General features: G+C 54.7%; 15 protein-coding genes, 3 tRNA genes and 2 pseudogenes. 6 read left to right on the top strand and 14 right to left on the bottom strand.

Features of this window, described 5'->3' with window-relative positions; translation table 11 throughout:
• Nucleotides 1-10: 10 nt before the first annotated feature.
• Together araG and DR88_RS11470 are read right to left on the bottom strand one after the other, a co-directional pair.
• Complete coding sequence (gene araG / locus DR88_RS11475) at nucleotides 11-1,525, bottom strand: L-arabinose ABC transporter ATP-binding protein AraG (protein ID WP_004148867.1); 1,515 nt, start codon at nucleotides 1,523-1,525, stop codon at nucleotides 11-13.
• A 62-nt stretch (nucleotides 1,526-1,587) separates the two neighbouring features.
• Nucleotides 1,588-2,568 (bottom strand): arabinose ABC transporter substrate-binding protein, encoded by a 981-nt coding sequence (locus tag DR88_RS11470; RefSeq protein WP_002911518.1) that lies wholly within the window; start codon nucleotides 2,566-2,568, stop codon nucleotides 1,588-1,590.
• A gap of 891 nt (nucleotides 2,569-3,459) precedes the next feature.
• On the opposite strand from DR88_RS11470, the gene DR88_RS11465 reads away from it, so the two are divergent.
• The gene (locus DR88_RS11465; protein WP_004175413.1) at nucleotides 3,460-3,969 is read left to right on the top strand and encodes a non-heme ferritin-like protein; all 510 of its coding nucleotides are present in this window, start codon (nucleotides 3,460-3,462) and stop codon (nucleotides 3,967-3,969) included.
• 70 nt (nucleotides 3,970-4,039) lie between these two features.
• Here the strand turns inward: DR88_RS11465 and DR88_RS0126115 are convergent, their stop codons facing one another.
• The gene (locus DR88_RS0126115; protein ID WP_004148869.1) at nucleotides 4,040-4,198 is read right to left on the bottom strand and encodes a succinate dehydrogenase; all 159 of its coding nucleotides are present in this window, start codon (nucleotides 4,196-4,198) and stop codon (nucleotides 4,040-4,042) included.
• Nucleotides 4,199-4,212: 14 nt separating this feature from the next.
• On the opposite strand from DR88_RS0126115, the pseudogene DR88_RS0126120 reads away from it, so the two are divergent.
• Nucleotides 4,213-5,776 (top strand): annotated as a pseudogene (locus DR88_RS0126120) (MFS transporter).
• A 37-nt stretch (nucleotides 5,777-5,813) separates the two neighbouring features.
• Here the strand turns inward: DR88_RS0126120 and DR88_RS11460 are convergent.
• A complete protein-coding gene (locus tag DR88_RS11460; RefSeq protein WP_002911524.1) occupies nucleotides 5,814-6,065 on the bottom strand; it encodes a DUF2766 family protein in 252 nt (83 codons plus the stop codon).
• A gap of 150 nt (nucleotides 6,066-6,215) precedes the next feature.
• On the opposite strand from DR88_RS11460, the gene DR88_RS11455 reads away from it, so the two are divergent.
• Nucleotides 6,216-7,637, top strand: a complete 1,422-nt coding sequence (locus DR88_RS11455) for an MFS transporter (protein WP_004148871.1) — start codon at nucleotides 6,216-6,218, stop codon at nucleotides 7,635-7,637.
• A 49-nt stretch (nucleotides 7,638-7,686) separates the two neighbouring features.
• Here the strand turns inward: DR88_RS11455 and DR88_RS11450 are convergent, their stop codons facing one another.
• Nucleotides 7,687-8,325, bottom strand: coding sequence for an RpiB/LacA/LacB family sugar-phosphate isomerase (locus DR88_RS11450; RefSeq protein WP_002911528.1), 639 nt, complete (start codon nucleotides 8,323-8,325; stop codon nucleotides 7,687-7,689).
• Between the two features lie 170 nt (nucleotides 8,326-8,495).
• Between DR88_RS11450 and DR88_RS0126125 the strand changes: the two genes are divergently transcribed.
• Together DR88_RS0126125 and ftnA are read left to right on the top strand one after the other, a co-directional pair.
• Nucleotides 8,496-8,675, top strand: coding sequence for a hypothetical protein (locus DR88_RS0126125; protein WP_020324969.1), 180 nt, complete (start codon nucleotides 8,496-8,498; stop codon nucleotides 8,673-8,675).
• 57 nt (nucleotides 8,676-8,732) lie between these two features.
• The gene (gene ftnA / locus DR88_RS11445; RefSeq protein WP_004141101.1) at nucleotides 8,733-9,230 is read left to right on the top strand and encodes a non-heme ferritin; all 498 of its coding nucleotides are present in this window, start codon (nucleotides 8,733-8,735) and stop codon (nucleotides 9,228-9,230) included.
• A gap of 35 nt (nucleotides 9,231-9,265) precedes the next feature.
• Here the strand turns inward: ftnA and DR88_RS11440 are convergent.
• Nucleotides 9,266-9,504, bottom strand: a pseudogene (locus tag DR88_RS11440) (YecH family metal-binding protein).
• A gap of 191 nt (nucleotides 9,505-9,695) precedes the next feature.
• On the opposite strand from DR88_RS11440, the gene tyrP reads away from it, so the two are divergent.
• The gene (tyrP, locus tag DR88_RS11435; RefSeq protein WP_004151453.1) at nucleotides 9,696-10,907 is read left to right on the top strand and encodes a tyrosine transporter TyrP; all 1,212 of its coding nucleotides are present in this window, start codon (nucleotides 9,696-9,698) and stop codon (nucleotides 10,905-10,907) included.
• Nucleotides 10,908-10,931: 24 nt separating this feature from the next.
• Here the strand turns inward: tyrP and DR88_RS11430 are convergent, their stop codons facing one another.
• The 8 genes from DR88_RS11430 to uvrY form a co-directional block, all read right to left on the bottom strand.
• A complete protein-coding gene (locus DR88_RS11430) occupies nucleotides 10,932-11,600 on the bottom strand; it encodes a YecA/YgfB family protein (RefSeq protein ID WP_019705172.1) in 669 nt (222 codons plus the stop codon).
• A 98-nt stretch (nucleotides 11,601-11,698) separates the two neighbouring features.
• Entirely contained in the window at nucleotides 11,699-12,580 is an 882-nt protein-coding gene (locus tag DR88_RS11425) for a dihydrodipicolinate synthase family protein (RefSeq protein ID WP_032442135.1), read from the bottom strand.
• Between the two features lie 227 nt (nucleotides 12,581-12,807).
• Nucleotides 12,808-12,894, bottom strand: a tRNA-Leu gene (locus DR88_RS11420).
• 13 nt (nucleotides 12,895-12,907) lie between these two features.
• A tRNA-Cys gene (locus DR88_RS11415) sits at nucleotides 12,908-12,981 on the bottom strand.
• A gap of 40 nt (nucleotides 12,982-13,021) precedes the next feature.
• Nucleotides 13,022-13,097 (bottom strand) — tRNA-Gly (locus DR88_RS11410).
• A gap of 150 nt (nucleotides 13,098-13,247) precedes the next feature.
• The gene (pgsA, locus tag DR88_RS11405) at nucleotides 13,248-13,796 is read right to left on the bottom strand and encodes a CDP-diacylglycerol--glycerol-3-phosphate 3-phosphatidyltransferase (RefSeq protein ID WP_004141115.1); all 549 of its coding nucleotides are present in this window, start codon (nucleotides 13,794-13,796) and stop codon (nucleotides 13,248-13,250) included.
• Between the two features lie 57 nt (nucleotides 13,797-13,853).
• The gene (gene uvrC / locus DR88_RS11400) at nucleotides 13,854-15,686 is read right to left on the bottom strand and encodes an excinuclease ABC subunit UvrC (protein WP_004148878.1); all 1,833 of its coding nucleotides are present in this window, start codon (nucleotides 15,684-15,686) and stop codon (nucleotides 13,854-13,856) included.
• The gene (gene uvrY / locus DR88_RS11395) at nucleotides 15,683-16,339 is read right to left on the bottom strand and encodes a UvrY/SirA/GacA family response regulator transcription factor (RefSeq protein WP_002911539.1); all 657 of its coding nucleotides are present in this window, start codon (nucleotides 16,337-16,339) and stop codon (nucleotides 15,683-15,685) included. The genes uvrC and uvrY overlap by 4 nt, the downstream gene beginning before the upstream one ends.
• Between the last annotated feature and the right edge of the window lie 373 nt (nucleotides 16,340-16,712).

Here is a 16,712-nt window from a genome sequence, read left to right on the forward strand (position 1 = left end):
TACTCCTTACTCAGGCGACAGCCTGGCTCACTGTTGGCATCGCAAGGCTTAACGTCTGCTGTTCATTGGCTTCTTCATGCAGCAGTTCGCCGGCGATTTGTCCTTCGCGCATCACCACGATGCGGTCAGCGACGCCCAGCACTTCCGGCAGGTCGCTGGAGGCAAACACCACGGCGACACCAGAGGCGGCGAGGCCATAGATCACATTGTAAATTTCATGTTTGGCGCCGACGTCGATGCCGCGGGTTGGCTCATCAAGCAGGATCACCTTCATCTCTTCCGACAGCCAGCGGCCAAGGATCGCTTTCTGCTGGTTGCCGCCCGACAGGTTCATAATCAGCTGTTCCGGGCCCGGCGTTTTAATATTCAGCGACTGGATATGTTGATCGGCGTTGTCCGCCTCCCAGGCGTTGTTGATCAGGCAGCCAGCGTGAATATGCTTGCGCCGGGCGCTGATATTGATGTTATCGCGCACGGAATGCACCGGAATAATCCCCTCCGCTTTACGATCCTCCGGGCACAGCATCATCCCGGCCTGGATGGCCTGGGCCGGTTTGCGAATGGAGACGGGCTGGCCATCGATATACACCTGACCGCCGGTTATCTGCGTGCCGCCAAACAGGCCTTTCATTAGTTCGCTGCGCCCGGCACCCACCAGTCCGAACAAACCGACAATTTCACCGCTGCGCACCGAGAGACTAACCGGCGTGCGCACGCCCGGCGCTTTGACCTCCTCCAGGCGCAGCCGCTCCTCGCCATAGGGGCGAGGCTTCCAGCCATAAATATCGCCCAGATTGCGGCCTACCATTGCCTGGACCAGGGCGTCGTGGCTGACGCTCGGCATATCGTCAAAGGTGCAAACGTAGCGGCCATCTTTAAAGACGGTGATGGCATCGCTGAGGGCAAAAATCTCTTCCATCCGGTGTGAAACATAGATGATGACCCTTCCCTCCTCCCGCAACTCGCGGATGACGCGAAACAGGTTGTCGATCTCTCTGGCGGAGAGCGAGCTGGTCGGCTCATCGAACGCGATAATCTTGGCGTTACGCGCCAGCGCTTTGGCAATCTCCACCATCTGCCATTGACCAATGGAGAGATATTTCAGCGGCGTCTCCGGGTCGATATCCAGACCCAGATGCTCCAGCTGCAGGCGGGCCTCATAGTTGAGCAGCGAGCGATTGACGATGCCGCCTCTGTGCGGCAGCTGACCGAGATAGATATTTTCGGCGACGGTCATCTCCGGGATCAGATGCAGCTCCTGGTAGATGATTGCCACGCCGGCATTCAGCGCCTCCATGGTATTGGCGAATGCCATCTGCTGGCCGCCGATCTGCAGATGGCCCGCGGTCGGGATATAGTTGCCGCTGAGAATTTTCAACAGCGTCGATTTGCCTGCGCCATTTTCGCCCATCAGCGCGTGGATCTGTCCTGGGTAGCAGTCAAAACTGATATCGGACAAGGCCTTTACGCCAGGGAACGTCATGGTGATGCCGCGAAATGAGAGATAAGGGGTAGACTGTTGCATAACGACTCCGCTCTTCTGCACTCAGCCCCCGCGCCGCGGCGGGGGCCAGTTTAATCAGGCTGTTACAGCCCTTTTTTCGCCAGCTCTTCTTTGAAGTTATCGCGGGTAATCAGCACCACATCGGTCACCGCCGTGAACTTCGGCGGCTCGACGCCCTTGGTGACCCAGTTGTATAGCATTTCGCTGGTTTTGTAGCCGTGGATATCCGGGCTTGGCAGCAGAGAACCATAGAAGCCGGTCGGCTGCGCCTTCGACAGTTCGTTGACGGCATCCACGCCGTTGATGCCGATGCCAATCACATCGGGAGCTTTAAAGCCCTGACCTTCGGTCGCGCGCACGCCGCCGAGGACGGTGTTGTCGTTCATCCCGACGATCAGCCAGTGTTTAACCTGCGGATGTTGGACCAGCATCGAGTTACCGGCGTCGAACGCTCCCGGGATATCGTTGGATTTTGTCGGCACGCGGTAGATTTGCGCGTCCGGGAAGCCGGCCGCCTTCAGGGCATCGATGGAGCCGGTGGTGCGACGGCGCGCGGTATCCAGCTCATCGGCGGTGATCGCCATTACGGCGGTGTCTTTGACATCCCAGCCGCGCTTTTGCATCTCTTTATAGAGTTCCTGCCCCTGACGGGCGCCAATTTCGCTCGCCGCCATCATCACCAGCGGTACGCTCTCCATCGGTTTGCCCTTCGCATTGACGAACTGGTCATCGACGGTAATCACCTTCATGTCATAGCCACGCGCTTTGGCGACAATCGCCGACCCGAGCTTGGGATCGGGGGTACAGATGACAAAGCCCTTCGCGCCGCTGGCCGCCAGGCTGTCAATGGCATTCAGGGTTTTCTCTCCATCCGGGACCGCAATTTTAATAACGTCAAAGCCTAAATCTTTTCCTGCTTTATCAGCAAATTTCCACTCAGTCTGAAACCATGGCTCTTCCGGCTGTTTCACCAGAAAACCCAGTTTAAGATTTTCCGCCATAGCTGATTGTGACATAACCGCAGCGAGACCAATGGCCGCCAGCGCTTTAGTAAATTTGTGCATGGTAAACTCCAGCTTTAATTCGCTTTCATGTAGGGAAAAATCGGAATTAACAATTTAATCGGCATCAAAACAAGGCATTAGAAAAATCGCATTCCCCACTGCCGTTGTTAGAGTAGTAATACCCGGAAATTATTTCTCCATACGAGAGCATTATCACATCGCGGAATTACAGTAATTGCGTACATACATTTAGCAAAAAATGACATAAAAAATGACACAATTGTCATACAATTTTACCGGGACATAGCAGGATCATCTATACCATCAGCAGGCTTATCCTTGTGTTGTCAGAGGATGTTTAACGGTGGGTTACAGCACTGTTATCATCAGCGATTGACGGCGTTGCTGCGGGCGATCGCCTGTGCGCCACTCAAATGGCAATCCACCTCGCACCGCTGAGCCACATGGCCCGCTTAATATCGCGAAAAAACGGATCTTTGGCGTAATTTATTCCGAATAGAAAAAATATATTCCTCTTGATAAAAGCGCCTGCAACAAAAAATAAAAATAATGATCATCAACCTGAAACATTACTAATGAAATAACTTATTCCGTTCTCTTCTACGACGAATCTCGTAGTCAAATACTTATATCTTATAACCAATCTGAAACCAGCGAGCCCCTGCCAACGGCGCACAATCTCAGCCCTGGTAGTTTGCACAAATAATGGTGTAACAAAACGTAAATTACCGCGCTTGAGAGTTTTCTTAATTTCGTTGAGCGAGTATTCTTAAATCGTCGGCAAATGGAAAAAATACCCGACTCATACGGAATGTGTAGAGTTTTATTATTCTGCAACAGTGCCGCGTGTCACTATTTTATCTTGTAGTTATCCGCAGGATCCGCTGACGCGCACCAGTAACCCCTTCCCGGTTAATAAGGATATTTTTTATGGCAGTTCCAGGAATGGCACAAAAGCTAAACACCCAAATGAATCTTGAGTTTCACGCCTCTAACGTTTACCTGAACTTAAGTGAGTGGTGCGCCCGACATCGCTTCGACGGCGCCGCGACGTTTCTGCGCACCCGCGCGCAAAGCAGCATCACCCTCACTATGCGCGTATTTGACTACCTGAAAAAAGCCGGCAGCTGGCCGATCGTCAATCCCGACCACGCCTGTAACCCTGAGTGCACCTCGCTGGAAGATCTGTTTACCCAAACCCTGAGCGATTACCAACAGCGCAGTCGTCTGCTGAGCGGTCTCGCTCAGGAAGCCAAAGCGCAAAGCGATGACAGCACCTGGCGGTTTCTCACGCTGTTGGCGGAAGAGCAGCAGCAGGATGGCCTGCTATTGCAAAGCGTGCTTGAGGAAATTCGTAATGCCGATAAAGCCGGTCTCGGGATGGAGCAGACCGATCGGCGTCTGATGGCTATCGTTGGAGAAGCGCAGAAAGCGCATTAATCAAGCCTTTATCGCTCTGCCAGGGGGAGCGCGTCTGCGCTGCCCCGCCCGGTTTATTAATCCATTACGTCTATTTTTTCTCCCCTATTATTCCTTTCAAGAATAAAAAAGTTTTAACTCGATCCCATTCCCTCATCACCGTTACCCCATAAGGGGGATTAGTGAGCGCGGTCACTTTTTGACGAACCATAAAGAAATATAAAAACAGTGTTTCAAAAATATAAAACACGAGGTTTATTTTTTATGGCTAGATACACGGCTTCAGCCTCTGAAGGGCTGCAGGGAAGACCGATCTTGTTACGCCATCAGTTAGCCTACGGCGGCGGAAATCTGTTAGGGAGCGGCGCACTGGCGATAAGCGGCGCATGGCTACTCTATTTTTATACGACCTTTTGCGGCCTGACGCTGATCGAGGCCTCATTTATCTTCTCCGTCGCCAGCATCATTGACGCTATCAGCAACCCGCTGATGGGCTATCTGACGGATAATTTTGGCAAAACGCGCTTGGGCAAGCGCTTCGGCCGCCGGCGTTTCTTTCTGCTAATCGGTATTCCGCTGATGATGTTCTACCCGCTGCTGTGGGTGGAAGGCCTGAGTTTCTGGTACTACCTTAGCACCTATGTGGTGTTTGAGATCATCTACACCTCTATCATGGTGCCTTATGAAACGCTGGCGACAGAGATGACCGATGATTTCTCACTGCGTTCAAAACTGACCGGCTATAAAGCTATCTTTGGTAAGCTGGCCAACTTCCTCGCGGCGTTTATTCCCGGCCAGTTCATTCTGCTGTATGGCAAAGATTCTGCCACCCCTTTCTTCCTCACCGGTCTGACCTATGGCGCGATCCTGATCGTCGCTATTTCCTGCCTGTGGTTGTGCAGCTGGGAGCGTGAGCGCGGGGAAGAGGTGGAAACCAGCGCGAAAAAAGGACTGCTGAGCACCCTGCTGTCGCTGGCGAAAGATATGCGTTCGACTTTTTATCTACGCGTATTCCGCAAACATCTTGGTATGTACCTGTGCGGCTTTGGCGCGGAATGGCTGTTTGCCTCCATCTTCACCTATTTCGTGATCTTCGTTCTACAACACGATCCAGCGATGGTGGCCGGGCTGAACAGCCTGAACTCGATTCTGCAGCTGATCTCTACGGCGCTGTTTATCGGCCTGTGCGTGAAAAAAGGGCTTCAGCAAACCCTATATCCTGGCGCTGGGGATCGTCATTTTCGCGGTTCTGCTGTATACCTCGCTGTGGTTTTTCCATCTACCGTCCGGCCTGGCGACAGTGCTGATGTTCGGCATTACCGTGCTGTTCGGCCTGGGTACCGGCGGGGTTTACTATATACCCTGGACCGTTTACACCTTCCTGGCCGATGTCGATGAGATCTACACCGGACGCCGGCGGGAAGGGATCTATGCCGGCGCCATGACCTTCTCAGGAAAAATTCTTCGCTCGATTGTGGTGTTCTCGATGGGGGCGATCCTGAGCTTCTACGGTTTCCAGTCAAAAGCGCACAGCCAACCGGAAAGCGCGGTGACCGCTATCGCAGTGGTATTCTGCGTCGGGGTGATCGCATTAGCCCTGGCCGCCATCGTCTTCAGCAAGCAGATGAAGCTGGACCGGAAGGCCCATCTGGTGGTGCTGCAGGAAGTCGCGCGGATAAAAGCGGGCGGCAAAATTAGCGATATTGCGCCGGACGTGCGGGTTATCGTGGAGGATCTGGTCGGCCATCGCTACGAAGAGTGCTGGGGCAACAGCAAATTGTTCAAAGATGCTGCCCCTGCGCCTGCGCAGACCGTCGTTTCCCATTAAAGAAGAAGGCCCCGCCGGTATCCGGCGAGGCCTGGTATTAATGCGTTTCTTCCTGTGGAGTAAACTTCAGCTCAATCAACGCGATCGCTTTTTGCACCGCGCGAAGGGTCACCGGATCGGCAGAGGCCGGATGGCTGGCGAAGTCGATAGCTTTCAGCTGAGTGGTCATTTTTTCACGCACTTCCACCGGCGCAATGACGTCAATGACATCGAGGATCTGTTTGATAACCAGCTGGCAGGCAACCACATCGGAAACCAGCTCGTCGTGTTCGGTAAGATGTTGAGACATTAATTACTCCTTTTTTCAGGAGCGTAATAGTACCCTAAATCGTTAACGATAATAAAACCTGCCGTCGCAGGTTTTTTTATCTACCCTACTGGCTGGCGGGTCGTCTCCTGCCGCTTTGCACAGGATCACACTCTTGATGGCAGTGACAACATGAATACCGCGATCTCTTCCCGCGATGAACGTGCTTTTTCAGCGCCGGCGCTGCTGGTGGCAGGTGCCTTTTTTATGGAGTTTCTCGACGGGACGGTGATCGCCACCGCCCTGCCCGATATGGCGAGGGATTTTGGCGTCACCGCGGTCGAACTGAATATCGGCATCAGCGCCTATCTGATTACCCTTGCGGTCCTGATCCCGGCCAGCGGCTGGATCGCCGATCGCTTCGGCGCCCGGGCTATTTTTACTCTCGCCCTGGCGATCTTTACCCTTGCCTCGGTCTTCTGCGGCCTCTCCACCGAGGTGCATATCTTTGTCGCCATGCGTATCCTTCAGGGAGTCGGCGGCGCGCTGATGGTCCCCGTTGGTCGCCTGGCGGTGCTACGCACCACGCCGAAACACCAGCTGATCAAGGCCATCGCCACCCTGACCTGGCCAGCGCTGGTGGCCCCCATTATCGGCCCGCCTTTGGGCGGCTTTATAACCCGCTACGCCAGCTGGCACTGGATCTTCTTTATCAATGTCCCGCTGGGCCTTGCCGCCATCATCCTTTCGCTGCGCATTATCCCTGATATTCGCGAAACGGAACGGCGCTCCTTCGATCTCAGCGGATTTATCACTACCTCGGTCGCGATGGTCAGTCTGGTGACCGCGATGGAGCGGCTCGGCGATCGCCAGCCGCAGATCTGGCCGACGCTGGCTCTCGCCGCGCTTGGCTTCGGCTGTCTGTTATATTCCATTCGTCATTTCCGCCGGGCGGCGGCGCCTATGGTTCGTCTCGACGCCCTGCAGGTACCGACGTTCCGGGTGACAATGTACGGCGGCTCGTTGTTCCGGGCCTCCATCAGCGCGGTGCCTTTTCTGCTCCCCCTGCTGTTCCAGGTGGGATTCGGTATGGATCCTTTTCATTCCGGCCTGCTGGTGCTGGCGGTGTTTGTCGGTAATTTAACCATTAAACCCGCCACCACACCGCTCATTCGCTGGCTGGGCTTTCGTCGGCTATTGCTGATCAATGGCGCGTTGAACGTCTGTTCGCTGCTGGCTTGCGCGCTGCTTACGCCGCAGACGCCGGTCTGGGCCATCATGCTGATCCTTTATCTCGGCGGGGTGTTTCGCTCAATCCAGTTTACCGGTGTAAGCACGCTGGCCTTCGCCGATGTCCCCGCCGCGCAGATGAGCGATGCTAATACGCTGTTCAGTACCGCGTCGCAGCTGGCGGTAGGGCTGGGGATCACGCTCGGGGCGATTGGCATTCGCCTGGGCGAGCAGGTCGGCGACTGGCTGCATCTTACTGAACTACCGGGGATCAGCTTCCGCCTGTCGTTTGTGTTTATCGCCTTGATCTGTCTGGTAGGGATGATCGACAGCCTGCATCTGGCCAAAACGGCCGGCAGCAGCGTGTCGGAGAAGAAGAAATAGAAGAAAAAATAAACGACGGAAGGGCCAGCGGCGCTGGCCCTGATGACGGTTAAGCGACGATCTGGCGAACAAAGTCTTCGATTGCTTTATCCTGGCAGTTTTCGAAGAAGCACTGCTGGAAGCGTGGGCCGGAGACTGCGGTTTTCACCAGCTGCGGATCGATGGCGCGCAGGGTATCGAGGTAGTTCTCTTTTACTACTGCTGCTTTGACCTGGTTGAGGATCCCGGCATTGCGCACCTGCGGTTCTTTGCGCTCCGGCGGATAGCCTTCGCCGTTGCGGCCGGTAAAGGCTTTTTCAAAGATAAACCGCACATTCAGTTCGGCGCCCCAGCCAAAGCCTTTGGCAAACGGCAGCGACAGCGCATTACCGTTGTTGATCTGGGCAAACAGGAACGCATCCGCCGGATCGATACAGTAGCCGCAGACCACGCCCGGATGGATGTTCAGCGACATCAGCGCCCCCTGACCGGTACCGCAGCCGGTGACCACGAAGTCAACTGCTTTCGAATTCAGCAGAATACTGGCCATGATCCCAAGATGGATGTAGGTCAGATGATGATCGTTCTCATCGCTCATGCCGACGTTATAGACCGGGAATCCTTTTTCGTCGGCAACCGCGTTAAGCTCCTTGAGGATGATGGCGTTTTTGTTCGCTTGGCTGTTCTCCATCATCAGTGCAATCTTCATGGTTATTCTCCTGAATGCTGTGCGGGCCTGCCCGCAGAATGTCATTGACGTTGACTGCACTTTACTACCTTGAAAACAAACTTTCAAATTTTATGAAAAGTTGTTTTATAATTTACGCAGTGCTTCACACTTTCGCAGGCTCCCCCTGTCTGTTGACCTCAGCCCTCTGCATGCTGGCGAATCCGCTTCGTCCTCCCTTACCACCCGCCGGCGACAAAGTCCTGACCGCCCAGGCAATAATGAATAATAAATTAAAAGCATTCTCATTTATTATTAAACTGCCAATGCGTGTTATTCCCATTAGCATTTTAAATAAAACATTTTTAAATTTACTTTTTGCAAATAATTAAATAACAAATTATAGTGGCAGCCAATAACATCTATTATTTAATTCCAGGAGTGCAACGATGCTGAAAACGGACATGATTGACAAACTGAATGAACAGATGAATCTTGAACTCTATTCTTCTCTTCTTTATCAGCAGATGAGCGCCTGGTGCAGTTACCACAGTTTTGAAGGCGCCGCGGCCTTCCTGCGTCGCCATGCTCAGGAAGAGATGACCCATATGCAGCGCCTGTTCGACTATCTAACCGACACCGGCAGCCTGCCGCGGATCAACGCTATCGCCTCCCCGTTTGCCGAATATGCCTCACTCGACGAGCTGTTCCGCCAGACCTACGAGCATGAGCAGCTGATCACGCAAAAAATAAATGAACTGGCGCACGCGGCCATGACCAGCCAGGATTACCCGACCTTTAATTTCCTGCAGTGGTATGTTGCTGAACAGCATGAAGAAGAGAAATTATTTAAATCGGTGATCGATAAACTGACCCTCGCTGGAAAAAGCGGCGAAGGTCTGTACTTTATCGATAAAGAGCTGGCTACCCTCGACGCGCAGAATTAATCCCCCGCGCCGCGACAGTCCGTGTCGCGGCCCCCTTAATGTCGGCAGATCTTATTTTCTGCGGTAGTAAAACCTTCCTCTCTGGCAATAAATTTGCTTTTTTCTCTAAAAACGCCACCAGCTGTGCGGCGCTTAGATTCTCTGCTGAACAGGTGTGAAACCGCGCCTCTTCGCCAAAGCGGCGGCGAATGGCGGCCTCCAGCGAGGCGACCGTCCAGGATTCACCCGAGGCGAGCATCATCTGTAAAACTTCATGACCATGAATGGAAGACATAACCCCTCCTGCAAAAACCGCCAGCTTAGGCCAGACCGTCAACCCGCGCCTTGCGCCAGCGCAGGCTTTCGCCCTCTTATTATGTAAACATTTCATTACACAACTTGTAATCCCGATTTGACGAAAGCCGTAATATCCCCTACTCTGCGCGGCATAATTTATTGTTATTTGCTGTAGGGATAGCGAAAAGCGTGAAAAACCGCACTCTGGGCAGTATTTTAATCGTAGCTGGCACCACCATCGGTGCAGGAATGTTGGCAATGCCATTGGCCGCCGCAGGCGTCGGCTTTACCGTCACGTTGGGTTTACTTTTCACCCTGTGGGCATTGATGTGCTATACCGCCCTTTTGCTGCTGGAAGTCTACCAGCATGTCCCTGCCGATATGGGGCTCGGTTCTCTGGCGGCGCGCTATCTGGGCCGTTATGGGCAGTGGGTTACCGGATTCTGCATGCTGTTTCTGCTGTACGCCCTCACGGCAGCCTATATCAGTGGCGCCGGTGAATTACTCGCTTCCAGCCTCAACCAGTGGCTGGACTGGCAGCTACCACCGGCCGCAGGCGTACTGATCTTCACCCTCCTCGGCGGGGCGGTAGTGTGCATTGGCACCGCGCTGGTGGATCTGTTCAATCGCTTCCTGTTTAGCGCCAAAATCGTCTTCCTGGTGATTATGCTGGCCCTGCTGATGCCGCACATTCATCAGGTGAACCTTCTGACGCTGCCGGTTGAGCAAGGCCTGGCCCTGTCGGCCATTCCGGTGATTTTCACCTCCTTTGGTTTTCACGGCAGCGTCCCGAGCATCGTCAGCTATCTGGGGGGGGATATTCGCAAATTGCGCCGGGTATTTATCATCGGCAGCTTTATTCCTCTGGTGGCCTATATTTTCTGGCAGCTGGCGACGCTGGGCAGTATCGACGCCCCGGCCTTTACCGCCCTGCTGGCAAATAACGCTGGTCTGAACGGCCTGCTGGAGGCGATCCGCGAAGTGGTGGCGTCACCGCATGTGGAGCTGGCCGTTCACCTGTTTGCCGACCTTGCGCTGGCGACGTCATTCCTCGGCGTCTCGCTCGGCCTGTTTGATTATCTGGCGGATATGTTTCAGCGTAAAAACAGCGTCGGCGGGCGTCTGCAGAGCGGGATAATCACCTTCCTGCCGCCGCTGGCGTTCGCCCTGTTCTATCCCCGCGGTTTCGTCATGGCCCTCGGCTACGCCGGGGTGGCATTAGCCGTGCTGGCGCTGATAATGCCGGCCCTGCTGGTCATGAAGAGTCGCCGAGAGCATCCGCAGGCTACCTGGCGGGTCGCCGGCGGCGCACCGACGCTATGGCTGGTTCTGCTGTGCGGGATCGGCATCGTGGCTATTCAGTTCAGCATCGCTGCCGGGTTGTTGCCCGCGGTGGGATAAAAAAGGGGCCTGCTGGCCCCTTGTTCATTTCGCTAAGCAACACTGCTTATACTTTTTACCGCTGCCGCATGGGCAGGGATCGTTGCGTCCGACTTTCGCTTCATTTCTTATTGGCTGCGGGGCCTCCACCGGCTGCGGATTCGCTATCCAGTACTGGTAAAGCGCCAGCGCCGCCGGCGTGATACGCTCGATGCTGGCGATAAATTCATCCGCCGTCAGATTATCCAGCGCGCTAAACTGTTCTTCGCTGCCGTGGAGCGCGATAGCGTCCAGCTCCGGCTGGAGTTCAGCGGGCAACGTCGACCAGTCGCTCAGCGCCACGCCGCGCAGATAGCCAAAGCACCACTCCTCAACTATGGTCAGCTCATGACCTTCCGCTTCGCGGGTGCCGAACAGCGGTTCGAACTGATCGGGATAAGACTCCAGCCGTTCGGCGATATCGCTCATATGCTGCAGCGTCAGATTGACAAAGCGATCGCGCTCGCGATCGTTGGCCCAGCGCGGGACATTATCCGCCCCGCCCCAAATCGCCAGCAGCCACTGAGCGGGTTCGATGTCGGTCGGCGCAGAGAGGATCGCCGTCAGCAGGCCATCCAGTTCAGAGACATCCAGAATGGCGCCTTCGGCGGCGTATTTCGCCAGAGTGTCATCCAGCCATTCCAGTTCGTTTTCGTTCAAAGGTCCGGTATTCATTCACAGGCTCGCATGGTAAAAATCGGGCCTACAGTAGCCGAATTGCCGACAGAAAGCCACCCGGCGATACCTATTGCGCCGGTGTCAACGATACGCGATCAGGCCAGGCCGCGCAGCGCCGACGCCACCTCACGACAGGCCTCCTCCCCTAACGAAAGCAAAGGACGGGGAAGCGAGTCTGGATCGCAGAGTCCGAGCATCGCTGCGGCGCTGGCTATCACTCGCAGGCTACCACCATAGCGATCAAAGCATCGCCATAGGGGGGCCAGCTGCTCATTCAGTGCCGCAGTCTGCGCCACATCACCGCTACGTATCGCTCTTACCAGCGCCAGTGAGCAGCGGGGAAAGAGTCCGCCGCAGACCGAATACCAGGCTTCGCAGCCGGCCTGCAACCCGGCAGTGGCCCATGCATCGCCGCTGACGCCAAGCGTAACGCGAGAGGGAAGATGCTGACGCAGGGCCGCAACACGTTCGCTCACCTGTGGCGCGGGCAGGCCGGGAATTTTAATCGAGGCAATGGCCGGCAAGGCGGCGATGCGCCCCTGCAGCTCATCCGCCAGCATTACGTGGGTAGTGCGGGGATTGTCATACAGGCAAACCGGCACCGAGACATGCCGGCAGACTTCTTCGTAAAAGGCAAAGATCTCCTCCGCGGAAAGCGGCTGATAGGACATCATCGGCAGTAATAACGCATCCGCCCCTGCCTCCTGAGCATCCTCCACCAGGCGTAGCACCTCGTTAGTCGCAATGGCGCCGACGCCGACCATCATCGGGATCGACCCCGCATGCGCCTTCGCCACCTGCACCACTCGTCTGCGCTGCTCACGGCTGAGATAAGCGTAGCTACCGGTTGAACCTAAGATGCCCAGAGAGTCGACTCCGGCATCGGTAAGACGGGCGAGAATACGAATAAACGCTTTTTCATCAAAATTTTGCTGATGCAAAGGTGTCAAAGGAAATGCGCAAAGTCCACTGAACATGCTGCCTCCGGCAGGCTGGGCTGAGAGTCCGTTTGATAGTAGCAAGGCGCGATCGTTTTGTCCTGGGACAAATGAGAAATTGACTGTAAGGCAAGAGTTAACCGAAAAACGCCGTGGCGTCAGGCTGGCGGGAAAGGTATCAGAAGGCGAAAGTACAGAAACAAAAAAACCACCCGTAGGTGGTTTCACGACACTGCTTATTGCTTTGATTATTCTGTATTTCCCAATGGTACCCGGAGCGGGACTTGAACCCGCACAGCGCGAACGCCGAGGGATTTTAAATCCCTTGTGTCTACCGATTCCACCATCCGGGCTCGGGATATAAAGTGGAGGCGCGTTCCGGAGTCGAACCGGACTAGACGGATTTGCAATCCGCTACATAACCGCTTTGCTAACGCGCCTTTAATACTGAAGCACCCGCAACTGCCGATGCTGTTAATCTGGAGCGGGAAACGAGACTCGAACTCGCGACCCCGACCTTGGCAAGGTCGTGCTCTACCAACTGAGCTATTCCCGCATCATCAAGTTATTTGCTAATCACTTGATTTTGTTATCGTCTGGAAGACTGTGCCGCCGTTCGATGCGTTGCATTCTACTTATCTCTCGCGGTGAGTCAACGGTATTTTTCGCAACTTTGTATCGTTTGCTGAAAATAACGGCGAAACGATCACTGATCAAGCAAATCGCCGCGCGCCGCGTTCAAATACTGCAGCATCGACCACAGCGTCAGCACCGCCGCCACGAGGAAAAGCGCGATCCCGGCCCACTCCACCCACGGATAAGGACGCCACAGCATCCATACCAGGGCGGTCATCTGGGCGGTCGTTTTCACTTTGCCAATCCATGAGACCGCCACGCTGCTGCGTTTCCCCAGCTCCGCCATCCACTCACGCAGCGCGGAGATAATGATCTCACGGGCAATCATGGTCGCCGCCGGTAGCGTGACCCACCAGGTGTGATAGTGTTCGGCAACCAGCACCATGGCGATAGCCACCATGACTTTATCGGCAACCGGGTCGAGGAAGGCGCCAAAACGGGTGCTCTGATTCCAGCGACGAGCGAGGAAACCATCAAACCAGTCGGTTACCGCGGCAACAAAGAAGATCAGCGCGCAGGCAAACGGCGCCCAGCTAAAGGGCAGATAAAACGCCAGCACAAAAAACGGGATCAGGATGACGCGAAACAGAGTAAGCAACGTAGGGATATTAAATTGCATAGTGACGGGTAACTATCTGTTGTAAGTAAAAATTAGCCCTATGTTGCTACAGAGCCCCTAATGTTTCAACGAGTAGAAGATCTTTTCTGCCAGAGCGTGAGAGATGCCCGGTACTTTAGCAATTTCTTCGACGCTGGCCTGCTGTAGCCCCTGCAGCCCACCCATATACTTCAGCAGCATCTGACGACGCTTCGGCCCTACCCCCTCGATAGTCTCAAGCGAGCTGGTGCTCTTCACTTTCGCCCGTTTTTTGCGATGCCCGGAGATCGCATGATCGTGCGATTCATCGCGAATATGCTGGATCACATGCAGGGCCGGCGAATCCGGCGGCAGGCTAAACCCTTCCCCTTCCGGCTCAAAGAATAACGTTTCCAGACCCGCTTTTCGATCGCTACCTTTCGCCACGCCCAGCAGCAGCGGATGATGTTTATCCCAGGGGACGTCCAGTTCAGCAAACACGGCTTTCGCCTGGGCCAGCTGTCCCTTGCCGCCGTCTATCAGGATCACATCCGGGATCTTGTTGTCATCAATCGCTTTACCATAGCGACGGCGCAGGACCTGATTCATCGCCGCATAGTCATCGCCAGGGGTAATGCCGGTGATGTTGTAGCGCCGATACTCCGCGCGCAGTGGGCCATTGCCGTCAAACACCACACAGGATGCTACGGTCTGTTCGCCCATGGTGTGGCTGATGTCAAAACACTCCATTCGCTTGACGGCCGGCAGCTCCAGTACGCTGGCCAGCGCCTGCAAACGCTGATGAATGGTCGATTGCTGAGACAATTTGGTCGTTAACGCTGTCGCGGCGTTGGTCCGCGCCAGCTTAAGATAACGCGCTCTGTCGCCGCGCGGCTTAGTCTGCACATTGATTCGACGACCCGCCAGCTCCGACAGCGAGTCGGCCAGCAGCGTCTTATCCCCAAGGTTAAAGTCGAGCAAAATCTCCCCCGGCAGCGTGCGCATTTGGCTGCCCTGCAGGTAGAACTGGCCGACAAAGGTCTCCACGACCTCTCCCAGCTCGGTGCCGCCCGGCACTTTCGGGAAGTAGCTTCGGCTGCCCAGCACTTTGCCCTGACGGATAAACAGCACATGCACGCAGGCCATGCCGGCATCGAAGGCGACGCCGATCACGTCGAGGTCGTCACCGGTGTTGGAGACAAACTGTTTCTCCGTCACGCGGCGGACGGCCTGAATCTGGTCGCGGATGCGCGCCGCCTCTTCGAACTCCAGGTTCTGGCTCGCCTTCTCCATCCGCGCGATGAGCTGGGTCAGCACCTGGTCATCCTTGCCGGCGAGAAACAGCCGCACATACTCTACCTGCTGAGCATACTCTTCTTCGCTGACCAGCCCGGCCACGCACGGCCCCAGGCAGCGACCAATCTGATACTGCAGACAGGGGCGGGAGCGATTGCGGTAGACGCTGTTTTCACACTGACGGATGGGAAAGATTTTCTGCAGCAGCGCCAGGGTCTCGCGCACGGCATAGCCGTTGGGAAAAGGACCAAAATATTCGCCCTTCGCATGTTTGGCGCCGCGATGCATAGCCAGACGCGGATGAGTATCGCCGCTGAGAAAAATAAAAGGATACGATTTATCGTCGCGTAACAGCACGTTGTAACGTGGCTGGTACAGCTTAATATAGTTGTGCTCAAGCAGCAGCGCTTCCGTCTCGGTGTGGGTGACGGTCACGTCGATTTGCGCGATCAGCGCTACCAGCGCTTCCGTTTTACGCGACGCAACGTTGCTGCGGAAGTAGCTACTGAGCCGCTTTTTCAGATCTTTGGCTTTGCCAACATAGATGACGGTTCCGCCAGCATCATACATCCGATACACACCGGGCTGGCTGGTCACCGTTTTCAGGAAAGCTTTTGCGTCAAAAACATCACTCACTGGCTTGCTAACGACTCCGCATTACACAGGCCATGGCGAATTGCCAGGTGGGTCAGCTCGACATCGCCATGAATGTTTAATTTACTGAACATCCGATAGCGGTAGCTGTTAACCGTTTTAGGACTCAGATTTAGCTGCTCTGAGATCTCATTCACCTTCTGACCTTTGGTGATCATCAGCATAATCTGCAATTCGCGTTCAGACAAACTGGCAAACGGCGATTCTGTCTTTTCGGGTTCAATCTGACTTAACGCCATTTGCTGGGCAATATCGGAGGCAATATAGCGCTGCCCGGACGCGACGCAGCGGATGGCATTCACCACTTCCTGCGGCGCGGCGCCTTTACTGAGATAGCCTGCCGCGCCCGCCTGCATGACCTTGGCAGGTAAAGGATTCTCGGTATGCACGGTCAACATGATCACTTTGGTGCCCGCCACGGAGCGCGCGATTTTGCGCGTCGCTTCAAGACCACCGATCCCAGGCATGTTCATGTCCATCAGGACGACATCTGCGGAATTAGCCCGGCACCACTTGACGGCGTCCTCGCCGCAGCAGGCTTCGCCAGCGACTTTAATCCCTTTTATATCTTCCAGAATGCGTCGTATCCCTGCGCGCACCAGTTCGTGGTCATCAACAAGAAGAACGTTGATCAAAGGAATAATCTCCAGAATGAGGGATAACGCTACTGATACTTTATCTCCCACATATTACCGGGTTTTATTGCTATTTTAAAAGGCAAAAAAATGCCCTCGCCTCGATTTGGCTCTCATTTATGGCAATGTCTGTGCACACTAAGTGGAAAGTCATTGAGAACAGTCAGTTGCCCGGCTCTTATTTTTTAACAATACTCATACAGAAGGCACAAAAAACACAACAGATTACGTAGCGCATAAATACGAAGCAAAATATGTAACAATTATTAACGAGCTAAATAGATGGGGGAAATTATTGGCTTGCCGACGGCTATTACGTATTATCCGAAGCATCAAAACATTCACAGCTCAGATGAGAGAACAGAAATTAAGC

It is taken from the genome of Klebsiella pneumoniae, from assembly GCF_000742135.1.
GTDB classification, from domain to species: Bacteria; Pseudomonadota; Gammaproteobacteria; order Enterobacterales; family Enterobacteriaceae; genus Klebsiella; species Klebsiella pneumoniae.

Bases quoted from the DNA above. Each gene is read 5' to 3' on its own strand.
- araG (WP_004148867.1), bottom strand. From the start codon at position 1,525: ATGCAACAGTCTACCCCTTATCTCTCATTTCGCGGCATCACCATGACG.
- DR88_RS11470 (WP_002911518.1), bottom strand. From the start codon at position 2,568: ATGCACAAATTTACTAAAGCGCTGGCGGCCATTGGTCTCGCTGCGGTT.
- DR88_RS11465 (WP_004175413.1), top strand. From the start codon at position 3,460: ATGGCAGTTCCAGGAATGGCACAAAAGCTAAACACCCAAATGAATCTT.
- DR88_RS11460 (WP_002911524.1), bottom strand. From the start codon at position 6,065: ATGTCTCAACATCTTACCGAACACGACGAGCTGGTTTCCGATGTGGTT.
- DR88_RS11455 (WP_004148871.1), top strand. From the start codon at position 6,216: ATGAATACCGCGATCTCTTCCCGCGATGAACGTGCTTTTTCAGCGCCG.
- DR88_RS11450 (WP_002911528.1), bottom strand. From the start codon at position 8,325: ATGAAGATTGCACTGATGATGGAGAACAGCCAAGCGAACAAAAACGCC.
- DR88_RS0126125 (WP_020324969.1), top strand. From the start codon at position 8,496: ATGCTGGCGAATCCGCTTCGTCCTCCCTTACCACCCGCCGGCGACAAA.
- ftnA (WP_004141101.1), top strand. From the start codon at position 8,733: ATGCTGAAAACGGACATGATTGACAAACTGAATGAACAGATGAATCTT.
- DR88_RS11430 (WP_019705172.1), bottom strand. From the start codon at position 11,600: ATGAATACCGGACCTTTGAACGAAAACGAACTGGAATGGCTGGATGAC.
- DR88_RS11425 (WP_032442135.1), bottom strand. From the start codon at position 12,580: ATGTTCAGTGGACTTTGCGCATTTCCTTTGACACCTTTGCATCAGCAA.
- pgsA (WP_004141115.1), bottom strand. From the start codon at position 13,796: ATGCAATTTAATATCCCTACGTTGCTTACTCTGTTTCGCGTCATCCTG.